At 52.5% G+C, this 12,280-nt stretch carries 11 protein-coding genes; 6 read left to right on the forward strand and 5 right to left on the reverse strand.

Translation table 11 applies throughout. The annotated features are described in order from the left end of the window. Positions 1-6 precede the first annotated feature (6 nt). The gene (fucO, locus tag OGY33_RS05885; RefSeq protein ID WP_191238161.1) at positions 7-1,155 is read left to right on the forward strand and encodes a lactaldehyde reductase; all 1,149 of its coding nucleotides are present in this window, start codon (positions 7-9) and stop codon (positions 1,153-1,155) included. A 76-nt stretch (positions 1,156-1,231) separates the two neighbouring features. On the opposite strand, the gene xni is transcribed toward fucO, so the two are convergent. From xni to queF, 5 genes are all read right to left on the reverse strand, one after another. After that, positions 1,232-1,987, reverse strand: a complete 756-nt coding sequence (gene xni / locus OGY33_RS05890) for a flap endonuclease Xni (protein WP_191238162.1) — start codon at positions 1,985-1,987, stop codon at positions 1,232-1,234. 169 nt (positions 1,988-2,156) lie between these two features. After that, entirely contained in the window at positions 2,157-3,524 is a 1,368-nt protein-coding gene (locus OGY33_RS05895) for an L-serine ammonia-lyase (RefSeq protein ID WP_003034070.1), read from the reverse strand. Between the two features lie 53 nt (positions 3,525-3,577). Beyond that, positions 3,578-4,867: an HAAAP family serine/threonine permease gene (locus tag OGY33_RS05900; protein ID WP_003034073.1), complete on the reverse strand. Its 1,290-nt coding sequence runs from the start codon at positions 4,865-4,867 to the stop codon at positions 3,578-3,580. Between the two features lie 561 nt (positions 4,868-5,428). Continuing rightward, on the reverse strand, positions 5,429-6,793 hold the full coding sequence (gene ppnN, locus OGY33_RS05905) for a nucleotide 5'-monophosphate nucleosidase PpnN (RefSeq protein WP_003840366.1): 1,365 nt from the start codon (positions 6,791-6,793) through the stop codon (positions 5,429-5,431). Between the two features lie 113 nt (positions 6,794-6,906). Beyond that, entirely contained in the window at positions 6,907-7,755 is an 849-nt protein-coding gene (queF, locus tag OGY33_RS05910; protein ID WP_191238163.1) for an NADPH-dependent 7-cyano-7-deazaguanine reductase QueF, read from the reverse strand. A 68-nt stretch (positions 7,756-7,823) separates the two neighbouring features. Between queF and syd the strand changes: the two genes are divergently transcribed. The 5 genes from syd (at position 7,824) to gudP (ending at position 12,278) form a co-directional block, all read left to right on the forward strand. Beyond that, entirely contained in the window at positions 7,824-8,369 is a 546-nt protein-coding gene (gene syd / locus OGY33_RS05915) for a SecY-interacting protein (RefSeq protein WP_191238164.1), read from the forward strand. Between the two features lie 632 nt (positions 8,370-9,001). Continuing rightward, the gene (locus tag OGY33_RS05920) at positions 9,002-9,331 is read left to right on the forward strand and encodes a YqcC family protein (protein WP_003825670.1); all 330 of its coding nucleotides are present in this window, start codon (positions 9,002-9,004) and stop codon (positions 9,329-9,331) included. Next, positions 9,331-10,113, forward strand: a complete 783-nt coding sequence (gene truC / locus OGY33_RS05925; RefSeq protein WP_191238165.1) for a tRNA pseudouridine(65) synthase TruC — start codon at positions 9,331-9,333, stop codon at positions 10,111-10,113. Before OGY33_RS05920 ends, truC begins: the two co-directional genes overlap by 1 nt. A gap of 19 nt (positions 10,114-10,132) precedes the next feature. Next, entirely contained in the window at positions 10,133-10,582 is a 450-nt protein-coding gene (locus tag OGY33_RS05930; protein WP_003825676.1) for a flavodoxin, read from the forward strand. 343 nt (positions 10,583-10,925) lie between these two features. Beyond that, complete coding sequence (gudP, locus tag OGY33_RS05935) at positions 10,926-12,278, forward strand: galactarate/glucarate/glycerate transporter GudP (protein ID WP_048215647.1); 1,353 nt, start codon at positions 10,926-10,928, stop codon at positions 12,276-12,278. The last annotated feature ends 2 nt before the right edge of the window (positions 12,279-12,280 follow it).

Here is a 12,280-nt window from a genome sequence, read left to right on the forward strand (position 1 = left end):
AAAACGATGGCGAACAGAATGATTCTGAACGAAACGGCATGGTTTGGCCGGGGAGCTGTTGGCGCATTAACCGATGAAGTTATTCGTCGTGGTTATCGCAAAGCGTTGATTGTGACTGATAAAAATCTGGTGCAGTGCGGCGTTGTTGAGAAGGTGACTTCCCGAATGGATGCTGCAGGTCTGGCATGGGAAATCTATTCAGGCGTTATTCCTAATCCAACCATTGCGGTAGTGCAGGAAGGATTGAGTGTCTTTCAGCAAAGCGGCGCAGACTATCTGGTCGCCATTGGTGGAGGCTCCCCGCAGGATACCTGTAAAGCGATTGGCATTATTAACAATAACCCGGAGTTTGCGGATGTACGCAGCCTTGAAGGGTTATCGCCGACACGCTTCCCGAGCGTACCAGTTATGGCTATCCCAACCACTGCGGGAACGGCGGCGGAAGTGACCATTAACTACGTGATCACTGACGAAGAGAATCGGCGTAAGTTTGTTTGTGTCGATCCACATGACATCCCGCAGGTGGCGTTCATTGATGCTGACATGATGGACGGCATGCCTGCTGCATTAAAAGCGGCTACTGGCGTAGATGCACTGACTCATGCCATTGAAGGCTACATCACGCGGGCTGCGTGGGCGCTTACCGATGCGCTGCACATTAAAGCCATCGAAATTATTGCCGGGTCATTACGCGGTTCCGTTGCGGGCGACAGCCAGGCGGGGGAAGCGATGGCTCTGGGCCAGTACGTTGCCGGGATGGGTTTCTCCAACGTAGGTCTGGGATTAGTGCATGGCATGGCACACCCGTTAGGCGCGTTCTACAACACGCCGCACGGCGTCGCGAATGCCATTTTGCTGCCGCACGTGATGCACTATAACGCCGAATTCACCGGGGAAAAATTCCGCGATATCGCCCGGGTAATGGGGGTTAAGGTTGAAGGACTGACGCTGGCAGAGGCACGCAAAGCGGCGGTGGATGCCGTCTTCGCCCTTAATCGCGATGTAGGTATCCCACTGCATCTACGCGATGTTGGCGTCCGTAAAGAGGATATTCCTGCGCTGGCGCAAGCCGCATTTGACGATGTTTGTACCGGGGGAAACCCGCGTGAAGCGAGCCTTGGGGATATCGTTGAGCTGTACCATTCCGCCTGGTAATCACCTGGCGTTTATCTGGCCTACAGGGTTGTACAATAAGTAGGCCGGATAAGCGCAGCGCCATCAGGAAATAAGGCTACCGCGCCAGCCGTAGCTGTTGTAGGTTTCCGTCGATATGTAAGTCTGTTTGCAGCCGCGCGATATCGCGGCACAAAAACGCCATCTCCCGATGTTCTTCGAGTTTCTTACGCCATTTCTCCGGTACGTCATCCAGATGTTCATACAGCGCTTCCAGCGTTGGAAACTGTGCCAGCAGTTGTGTGGCACTTTTAGGACCAATACCGGCAACCCCCGGTATTTTAGAACTGCTGATCCCGGCCAGTCCCCAGTAATCTGGCAGCTGTTGCGGCAGTACGCCAAACTCTTTCTCGATAAACGGCGCATCCAGCCAGCGTTTCTGGAAATAATCACGAATACGCAGCGTCGGGGAGAGTAGCTGACAGTAGCCTTTATCGGTTGAGACGATAGTCGCCTGGTGTCCCGCCTGGCTAACTTTTACCGCCAGAGTGGCGGCTAAATCATCGGCTTCATTCCCGCTGGATACCCAGCAGCAGACGCCGCGCTGTTCAAAAGCGGCGCGTAAGGCGGGCATTTCCTGGTGTAAATCGTCAGGCATCGGCGGGCGACCGGCTTTGTAGTCAGGTAACCGTTGGTGACGCCAGCCGCAGTTACGCGCTTCATCATCAAATACCGCCACGGCGTGCGTGGGCTGACTGTGCATAATCAGCTGATCGAGCGCGTGCTGGCATGCCTCCACGCAGGGGGAGCCCTGTACGGCGTGAATACGGCGGATGAGATTCAGTGCATCAACAATGAGTAGGTGGACGGCCACGGTGTTCTCCCTAACAAATTAGTCTGTAGGGTAACATTCACGACGAGTGGAGACGAGCATTGCGAAAGAGCGCTATCCGTAAGCCTGATAAGCGAAGCGCCATCAGGCAATAAAAGCCGGATGCGGCGAGCGCCTTATCCGGCCTACAGATACGAAAATGTGCTGAGAATTAATCGCAGGTGACAATCTTCATCGCCAGACCACCACGAGAGGTTTCGCGGTATTTGGCGTTCATGTCTTTACCGGTTTCGTACATGGTCTCGATAACTTTATCGAGGCACACGCGTGGTTCACTGGTACGGCGCAGCGCCATACGTGCAGCGTTCACCGCTTTAACCGAAGCAATGGCATTACGCTCAATGCACGGTACCTGAACCTGGCCAGCAACCGGGTCGCAGGTCAGACCCAGGTTGTGTTCCATACCGATTTCTGCCGCGATGCACACCTGCATTGGGCTACCACCCAGCAGTTCAGCCAGACCAGCCGCTGCCATGGAGCAGGCGACGCCAACTTCACCCTGACAGCCGACTTCGGCACCAGAGATAGAGGCGTTCATCTTGTACAGTGAACCAATGGCGCTCGCGACCAGCATGTAGCGTGCCAGCGAGTTAGCGTTCACTTCACGGATAAACTTGTCGTAATACGCCAGTACGGCAGGAACAATCCCGCATGCACCGTTGGTTGGTGCAGTCACCACGCGTCCACCGGCTGCGTTTTCTTCGTTCACGGCCAGCGCGAACATGTTGATCCAGTCAACAACCGCCATCGGGTCAGTGGTGGTTTTGTCACTGCTGACCAACATGCGACGCAGCGCAGCAGCACGACGCGGAACGCGCAGTTTGCCCGGCAATACACCTTCGGTGGTGATGCCGCGTTCAATCCCGCTACGCATCACTTCCCAGACGTTAGCAAAATGCTGTTCCAGCTCTTCTTTGCTGTGCAGCGCCAGTTCATTTTGCATCATCAGACCGGAAAGCGACAGGCCGGTTTCCTGGCAATGACGTTGCAAATCAGCTGCGGATTTATACGGATATGGCACGTTTACCGGAGAGTTGTTCGGTAAACCAAAATGTTCTTCATCAACGATGAACCCACCGCCAATGGAATAGTAAGTCTGGCTGTAAATGGCCTTTTCGCCCGCCAGTGCGGTAATGCGCATCCCGTTTTCGTGCAGGGACAGATTGTCCGCATGGAAATTCATGCACTTGTCGACCGGGAACTCGACCTCATGTTGACCGTCTGCCAGCAGCAAACGCCCATGAGTATTCACATCCTGGATAAAGGACGGAATGGCATCAATGTCTACGGTATCCGGCAGATTACCCGCCAGGCCCATAATAATCGCGATGTCGGTATGGTGACCTTTCCCCGTCAGAGATAAAGAGCCATAGACATCAACCACTACGCGGGTTACGTCAGTGAGAATTCCGCGTGCAATCAGGTCATCCGTGAATTGTTTGCCTGCTTTCATCGGGCCAACAGTGTGGGAGCTGGAAGGGCCAATGCCGATTTTGAAAATATCGAATACGCTAATCATGAGGCGTCCATTGTGTATCGAGGTGCGCCGCCCCGAGGAGCGGCGCAGGGGAATTAACTGAACAGAGAGTAGAAAATAGCGGAGATAGCGATCAGGCCCATAATCACAACGAAGACGTTGCTGATATGGCCGCTGTACTTACGCATTGCCGGTACTTTCTGAATGGCATACATCGGCATCAGGAACAGAATCATCGCGATGATTGGGCCACCCAGGGTCTCAATCATGCCGAGGATGCTTGGGTTCAGCGTCGCCACAATCCAGGTGGTTACCAGCATGAACAGAGCAGTGATTTTGTTCAGTTTGTTGATTTCGATGGATTTGCCTTTGCCACGCAGAGACTTAATCACCATACCATTGAAGCCTTCACGTGCGCCCAGGTAGTGGCCCAGGAAGGATTTGGTGATAGCGATAATCGCGATGATCGGTGCCATCCAGGCAATAATCGGCGCGTTAAAGTGGTTCGCCAGGTAAGACAGAATCGAGATGTTCTGCTCTTTCGCTGCTGCCAGGTCTGCCGGAGTCAGGCTGAACACGCAGCTGAAGACGAAGAACATAACGGTCAGTACCATCATGATGTGAGCGAATGCCAGAATCTTGGAGCATTTTTTCTCTGCTTCATCACCGTACTCTTCACGCTTCGCCACGGCGAAGGAGGAGATGATCGGAGAGTGGTTGAAGGAGAAAACCATTACCGGAATTGCCAGCCACAGGGTCAACAGCAGGCCGTTGCCGGTGGTTGCCGCAGAGTCAAATGACATGGTTTCCAGAATCGCACCGCTCCACTGAGGGATCAGGTACAGCGCCAGCAGCATCAGAGCCGCAACGAACGGGAATACCAGGATGCTCATCGCCTTAACGATCATCTGCTCACCGAAGCGCACGATGGTCATCATGCCGACAATCAGGATCAGTGACAGGATTGCGCGCGGCGGCGGCGTAATCGCCAGCTGGTGGGTCAGGAAGCTTTCAACCGTGTTGGTGATTGCTACGCTGTAAACCAACAGAATCGGGTAGATAGCGAAGAAGTAGAGCAGGGTAATCAGTTTACCTGCACCAACACCAAAGTGTTCTTCTACAACTTCGGTGATGTCTTCACCCGGATTTTTACCGGACAGCACAAAGCGAGTCAGGCCGCGGTGTGCAAAGAAAGTCATTGGGAAGGCAAGGATCGCCATGATGATCAGCGGGATCATACCGCCTACGCCTGCGTTAATCGGCAGGAACAATACACCCGCGCCAATCGCCGTGCCGTAAAGGCCCAGCATCCACATGGTATCTGTCTTGCGCCATGCGCTGCGGGTCTGGCCCGTAACGATAGTGCTGGTTTGAGTGTTTTCCATCTATTTCTCCTGGAGGAAGCTTAAAAAGTCGGGTTTGGGTTCAATCCAATGAGAAAGCACCCGACTGTAAATCGAAATTCGTTGAGCGATTTTTTATATAATTTTTCGCCGTAATAATTTGCGGGCGGAAAGATACATTTTAGTAATGAATGTATCAGTGATCGGGATCCCAAATGCAATAATCCACCTTTTATGTGGATAAATTTGGGCCATTAATCTGTTAAAAAATAGTCAAAGCGAATTTACGGGCGCGAAGGCTAACATTAACGACATATCTCATGAAAGCGAAGGCGCGAAGATACGAGCGTTGCGCTGTAAAAACTGTTGTTTTTAGATGATTTCGGCGACTAATAATAATTTTATAAGATAAATCACGGTTGGTTTTTCAAGGTAATCGTTTGCGTATCGCGTTATATTTAACGACATATCATTGGTATTTATATAATCGTCTGAGCTATGTGACTGGTATCACTAAAAAAAGCCGGGAGGCGCATGCGCCAAACCCGGCTTTGATATGGACAAAACTGTCACCGCTATAGCGCTGCTAGCGGGTGTTGAAGGTCAGGCGCAGATCTCGTAGCAAGGGATGTACGCGGAGCCTGGCAACTTCATGCGATGTTGTGCAACAAAGCCCTGCAGGAGATCGTCCATGCGGCGCATCATTTCGCGGTCACCGTGGATTTTGTACGGGCCAAACTCTTCGATGGCGCGAATGCCGACCTCCTTCACGTTACCGGCCACAATACCCGAGAATGCACGACGCAGGTCGGCGGCCAATACTTCAACGGGTTGATCCGGGTACAGCTTCAGGTTGGCCATGTTTTCATGGGACGGCTCGAACGGCATCTGCAGATCGGGCGCGATACGAATCGACCAGTTAAAGCTGTAAGCATCTCCTGTGTCGCGACGGTTTTCTTTCACCAGCGGCATCGCTTTTTTCATCAGACGTGCCACTTCTGCCGCATCGTCAATGATAATGCGATAGTGGCGACGCGCATCTTCCCCCAGCGTGTGCACGATAAATTCGTCCAACACGCGGAAGTAATCCGCACTCTCTTTTGGTCCGGTCAGGATCAGCGGCAGCACTTGATCTTTGTTGGCCGGATTCATCAGGATCCCCAGCAGATACAGCAGCTCTTCTGCTGTCCCTACGCCACCCGGGAAGATGATAATACCGTGGGCGATACGCACGAACGCTTCCAGACGTTTTTCAATGTCCGGCATGATGATCAGTTCGTTTACCAGCGGGTTAGGCGGTTCAGCGGCGATGATTGACGGTTCGGTCATGCCAATAAAGCGGCTGTCTTTGTATCGCTGCTGGGCGTGGCCGACCGCAGCGCCTTTCATTGGCGCTTCCATCGCCCCCGGGCCGCAGCCGGTACAGATGTTCAGTTCGCGCAGGCCCAGTTGGGTGCCGACGCGACGGGCATACAGGTACTCATTTTCGTTGATTGAGTGACCGCCCCAGCAGACGACCATGTTCGGCGCTTCACCGACGTGCAGCGCCCGGGCATTACGCAGGATCGAGAATACGAGGTTGGTAATATGCACCGAGCTTTCGAGATCCAGATGCTGAAAACGACCGGCGTTATGGATCTGTCCATTTACGAACAGAATGTCGCGCAGTACGGCAAACAGGTTAGCCTGTAGCGCACGAATAATGCGTCCATCAACAAACGCATCTTCAGGTGGGTTGATCAGTTCCAGCTTCACGCCCCGTTCGCGGCGCAGTACGTTAATATCGAAACTTTCAAAGCGGGACAGCAGTTCTTTACTGTTGTCAGTCAAACTGCCGGAGTTCAGAACGGCAAGCGAACAGTTACGAAACAGTTGATACAGGTCGCTGCTGGCCGTGCGTTTAAGCATATCGACTTCCAGCTGCGACAACATGTCCATTGAGCCAAGCGGGCTAATATGTGTAATCAAGTAAACTCCTTATGGGACGCAACACGTCATTCCCTATTGATTACAATAGCCCTGGCTTATGACCTTTCACAACCTTGCGCGCGGAATCCGGCACGCAAAATTGAGAAAAAAGATTACTGACGTACCAGACGACCGGTTGCCGGAGTGAAATCGGTGTTGGTGCGCCATGGGTTAATGTCCAGACCACCACGTCGCGTGTAGCGTGCGTAGACGCTCAGTTTCTCTGGCTGGCAGAAGCGCAGAATGTCATTGAAAATACGTTCCACGCACTGCTCATGAAATTCATTATGGTGGCGGAAGGAGACCAGATAACGCAGCAGCATCTCTCTGTCGATTTTCCGTCCACGATACTGAATTTGTATGGAGCCCCAGTCGGGCTGGTGGGTGATCAGACAGTTGGATTTCAGCAGGTGGCTGACCAGCGTCTCTTCGACTGCCTTTTCACTGCTCACGGCATTTTCCAGATACGCAGTGCTGAACTGATAGTTGTCGATGACGATATCCAGATTGTCGATACAGGTCCCATTAAAGTGGGCTATCGGCTGCCCTTCCAGTTCGTCAAGGCGGTACAGCGCCACGCTGACATCGCCCTGAGCGCAGGCGCGCAGATCGTTTTCCAGCGTCTGGCGTACCGCGTCCCAGGAATCAAAACGCATCTGGTTAAAACTGTTCAGGTAAAGCTTAAAGCTTTTCGACTCAATCAGATTTACGCTGGTGTAATCCAGTTCCACGTGACCGACCGCGACTTGCGGTAAGCCGTTGGCATTCAGCCACGACAGTTCATACAGCGTCCAGATATCCGCACCGTGAAAAGGCAAGTTATCGGCCTTTAAATCCAGCGGGTCGCGATTCAGGCTGCGCGGAACGCCCTGCAACAGACTTGCATCGTAATTGTCTCGGTAATCCGTTGATTTACCGAGTGTCAGGCCGTTAAGCGCCTGATGATTTTCATAAGAGGACATGTTTCACCGTCATAAACCAGATACACTATGCGACAAGTGTATCCTGGCTTTTGTGAAGAGAGAAATCAGTGGACGAATTGACAGCGCAGGCGTTGATAGCCTTTACGACGCGTTATTGCGACGCATGGCATGAAAAAAAACACAGTTGGCCGCTCAGCGAAGAGCTGTATGGCGTACCTTCTCCGTGCATCATTTCTTCCACAGACGATGCGGTATTTTGGCAGCCTCAACCTTTTGTCGGCGAAAATAACCTCAATGCGGTTGAACGGGCCTTTGATATTGTGGTACAACCTGCCGTTCACGCTTTTTACACCACCCAGTTTGCTGGTGATATGCACGCGCAGTTTGCGGATGAAAAGCTCACGCTGCTGCAAACCTGGAGTGAAGATGACTTCAGGCGCGTTCAGGAAAACCTGATTGGTCATCTGGTTACGCAAAAGCGCCTCAAGCTATCACCTACGCTTTTTATTGCCACACAAGATAATGAGCTTGACGTCATTTCGGTGTGCAATCTGTCCGGTGAAGTGTGCAAAGAAACGCTGGGAACCCGTAAACGAACGGTGCTGGCGGCCTCACTTGCGGAATTCCTCACTCAACTTAAGCCAGTTCTGTAATCCAGTTTGCCCTGAACCTTGTGAGAGATCTCTTACAAACCCTGTAGGACATTGCCAGGTGATAAGTAAAGACTTAATGAGTTGATAAAATAATAATTTATTATTATTCAATTGGTTAGTGTTTTATTGTCAACTTTCATACGAAAATAATCGTAAGGGTAAGCCTGTAAGCATCTTGTAAGACAAAGCGAAACAGGCGATTCTATATCTGTCGACAAGGAGTCGCACAACGAAGAGAACATCAGGATGATGGCTCTTCGCCAGGACACACCAGGACGGTGTTGCAAGGACAGGCTTCAGGACGAAGCAAAGAGGAAGACGCTGGATGCGTTAAAGGACACCTCCAGGATGGAGAATGAGAGCCGGTCAGGATGTTCGGCGGGTCTGGATGGCCAGGATACTTCAGGATGAAGTTTTCACATCGGGGTGATGTGAGCAGGATGCAAAAGTTCAGGATGAACACGGTCGCAAGACCACAGGAAAAGTTGTCAAGGATGAGCAGGGAGCACTAAAAGTAGCTGGAATGCTGCGAAACGAACCGGGAGCACTGTTTTTACAGTGCTCCCTTTTTTTATTTCCCTTCACTAGTGCTATTCTTCGCGCCAGATTTTTTCATCATTGAGGTTAATTTCATGACGACTCATGACCGTGTGCGCCAGCAGTTACACGCACTTGAAGCGCTACTGCGTGAACATCATCACTGGCGGATGGATGAGCCAGCAGAGCATCTGTTTACCAGTACGCAGCCTTTTTGTATGGATACCATGGAACCGGTCGAGTGGCTGCAGTGGGTGTTGATTCCCCGCATGCATACGTTGATTGATAACGCGCAGCCGCTTCCGCAGGCTTTTGCCGTCGCACCGTATTACGAAATGGCGCTGGCAGCCGATCACCCGCAACGCGACATTCTTCTGGCGGCATTGCAGGAGCTGGATGCGCTGTTTACAAGTGATAACGCCTGATGCTGGAAATTCTTTATCAGGACGAATGGCTGGTCGCCGTCAATAAACCTTCGGGCTGGTTGGTTCACCGCAGTTGGCTCGACCGGGATGAGAAAGTGGTGGTGATGCAAACGGTGCGCGACCAAATTGGTCAGCACGTATTTACCGCCCATCGACTCGACAGACCAACCTCCGGCGTGCTGCTGATGGGACTGTCCAGCGAAGCCGGGCGTTTGCTGTCCCAGCAGTTTGAACATCATCAAATACAGAAACGCTATCATGCGATTGTGCGTGGCTGGCTGATGGATGATGCCGTGCTGGATTACCCGCTGGTCGAAGAGCTGGATAAGATTGCCGATAAGTTTGCCCGCGATGATAAAGGCCCGCAGCTTGCTGTCACCCATTACCGTGGCCTGGCAACGGTAGAAATGCCGGTAGCGACCGGGCGTTATCCGACTACCCGTTACGGGCTGGTGGAGCTGGACCCTAAAACCGGTCGCAAACACCAGCTCAGACGCCATCTGGCGCACTTGCGCCATCCGATTATCGGCGACAGCAAGCACGGTGATTTGCGGCAAAACCGCAGCGCCGCAGAGCATTTCGGTTGCCAGAGATTGATGCTGCATGCCAGCCAGCTTGCGCTGACCCATCCTTTCACCGGCGAACCGCTGGTTATTCGCGCCGGACTGGATGACGTCTGGATGCAGGCGTTATCACAGTTTGGCTGGCGTGGACTTCTCCCTGAGAATGAAAGGGTTGAGTTCAGCGAGCTGTCAGGTCAGGATGAGCAGATAGATTCTTAAGTCCCAGGAGATTACGGTTATGGCGGAAATTGGAATTTTTGTCGGCACGATGTACGGAAACGCGCTGCTGGTTGCCGAAGAGGCCGAAGCTATTTTGACGGCGCAGGGTCATAAAGCTACGGTGTTCGAAGATCCGGAGCTTAGCGACTGGCAGGCATATCAGGATAAATATGTGCTGGTAGTGACTTCCACGACCGGGCAGGGCGATCTGCCGGATAGCATCGTGCCGCTGTTTCAGGGGATCAAAGATAATCTCGGTTTCCAGCCAAATCTGCATTACGGGGTAATTGGGCTGGGCGACAGTAGCTACGTTAATTTCTGCAATGGCGGCAAGCAGTTCGATGCGCTGTTGCAGGAACAAAGCGCCCACCGTGTAGGAGAAATGCTGCTGATTGATGCCAGCGAGCATCCTGAACCGGAAAGCGAATCCAATCCCTGGGTAGAAAACTGGGGAACCTTGCTTAAATAACTCCCTCGCCCGTACGGGCATGCAACCCCCATTTGAACCGCAAGCCGGGCCAGGCGAAGCCGCCACCCGGCAATAAAACCCCAATTACGTGAACTAACTTCCACTACTTTGGGCTTATGCCCCAAACAACTTCTCACTGTCTCCCTAATGTTGTGTTCATGCACGGTGAGGGCAAGTGGCACTCCTTCATATACTTTTCCCGTCAGTTCCCGGAATGGCAGCGAGTCAGAATAAAACGGCCCTGAGCTGTACCAACACTGCCACACACTAACCTCTCATTCTGATCACCCTACAGGTGCTGTACAGAATGAACTGGCGAAAGCCAGGATTCAGGAGTGCAACAATGAGTTCATTAAGTCAGGCGGCGAGCAGCGCGGAAAAACGCACTAACGCTCGCTACTGGATAGTGGTGATGCTGTTTATCGTCACATCCTTCAACTACGGCGATCGCGCCACCTTATCCATTGCCGGTTCGGAGATGGCCAAAGACATTGGTCTGGATGCGGTAGGGATGGGGTATGTATTCTCCGCTTTCTCATGGGCCTATGTTATCGGCCAGATCCCCGGCGGCTGGTTGCTCGACCGCTTTGGTTCAAAACGCGTTTATTTCTGGTCCATCTTTATTTGGTCCATGTTTACCCTGTTGCAGGGTTTTGTCGATATCTTCAGTGGTTTCGGCATTATCGTTGCGCTGTTTACTCTGCGTTTCCTCGTCGGTTTAGCTGAAGCGCCCTCCTTCCCCGGCAACAGTCGTATTGTGGCGGCGTGGTTCCCGGCACAGGAAAGGGGCACAGCGGTCGCTATCTTTAACTCTGCGCAATACTTTGCCACCGTTATCTTCGCGCCAATCATGGGTTGGCTGACCCACGAAGTGGGTTGGTCGCACGTGTTCTTCTTTATGGGCGGTCTTGGGATTGTTATCAGCTTCGTCTGGCTGAAGGTGATTCATGAACCGAACCAGCACCCGGGCGTAAACCAAAAAGAGCTGGAGTACATTGCCGAAGGTGGGGCGCTGATCAACATGGATCAGGCGGCAGCCAAAACAAAAGTGCCGTTTAGCGTGAAGTGGGGGCAAATCAAACAGCTGCTGGGTTCACGGATGATGATCGGGATTTACATCGGCCAATACTGCATTAACGCGCTGACCTACTTCTTTATCACCTGGTTCCCGGTTTATCTGGTGCAGGCTCGCGGTATGTCGATTTTGAAAGCTGGCTTTGTTGCTTCGGTTCCGGCCATTTGCGGATTCGCCGGCGGCGTGCTCGGCGGCATTATTTCCGACTGGTTGATGCGCCGTACCGGTTCGCTGAATATCGCCCGTAAAACGCCAATCGTACTCGGTATGCTGCTGTCGATGGTGATGGTGTTCTGTAACTACGTCAATGTGGAGTGGATGATCATCGGCTTTATGGCGCTGGCCTTCTTCGGCAAAGGTATCGGTGCGCTGGGATGGGCAGTGATGGCTGATACCGCACCTAAAGAGATCAGCGGTCTGAGCGGCGGTTTGTTCAATATGTTTGGCAACATCTCCGGCATCGTCACGCCAATTGCTATCGGCTACATCGTCGGGACTACCGGCTCGTTTAACGGCGCGTTGATTTACGTCGGGGTACATGCGCTGATTGCGGTGGTGAGCTATCTGGTGCTGGTGGGCGATATTAAACGTATCGAACTGAAACCTGTCGCAGGACAATGATG

The organism is Citrobacter sp. Cpo032, from assembly GCF_030332975.1.
In the GTDB taxonomy this organism is placed as follows: domain Bacteria; phylum Pseudomonadota; class Gammaproteobacteria; order Enterobacterales; family Enterobacteriaceae; genus Citrobacter; species Citrobacter portucalensis.

What these genes read in the sequence shown, in the direction of transcription:
- fucO (WP_191238161.1), top strand. Translation starts at nt 7, where the DNA reads ATGGCGAACAGAATGATTCTGAACGAAACGGCATGGTTTGGCCGGGGA.
- OGY33_RS05895 (WP_003034070.1), bottom strand. Translation starts at nt 3,524, where the DNA reads ATGATTAGCGTATTCGATATTTTCAAAATCGGCATTGGCCCTTCCAGC.
- OGY33_RS05900 (WP_003034073.1), bottom strand. Translation starts at nt 4,867, where the DNA reads ATGGAAAACACTCAAACCAGCACTATCGTTACGGGCCAGACCCGCAGC.
- queF (WP_191238163.1), bottom strand. Translation starts at nt 7,755, where the DNA reads ATGTCCTCTTATGAAAATCATCAGGCGCTTAACGGCCTGACACTCGGT.
- OGY33_RS05920 (WP_003825670.1), top strand. Translation starts at nt 9,002, where the DNA reads ATGACGACTCATGACCGTGTGCGCCAGCAGTTACACGCACTTGAAGCG.
- truC (WP_191238165.1), top strand. Translation starts at nt 9,331, where the DNA reads ATGCTGGAAATTCTTTATCAGGACGAATGGCTGGTCGCCGTCAATAAA.
- OGY33_RS05930 (WP_003825676.1), top strand. Translation starts at nt 10,133, where the DNA reads ATGGCGGAAATTGGAATTTTTGTCGGCACGATGTACGGAAACGCGCTG.
- gudP (WP_048215647.1), top strand. Translation starts at nt 10,926, where the DNA reads ATGAGTTCATTAAGTCAGGCGGCGAGCAGCGCGGAAAAACGCACTAAC.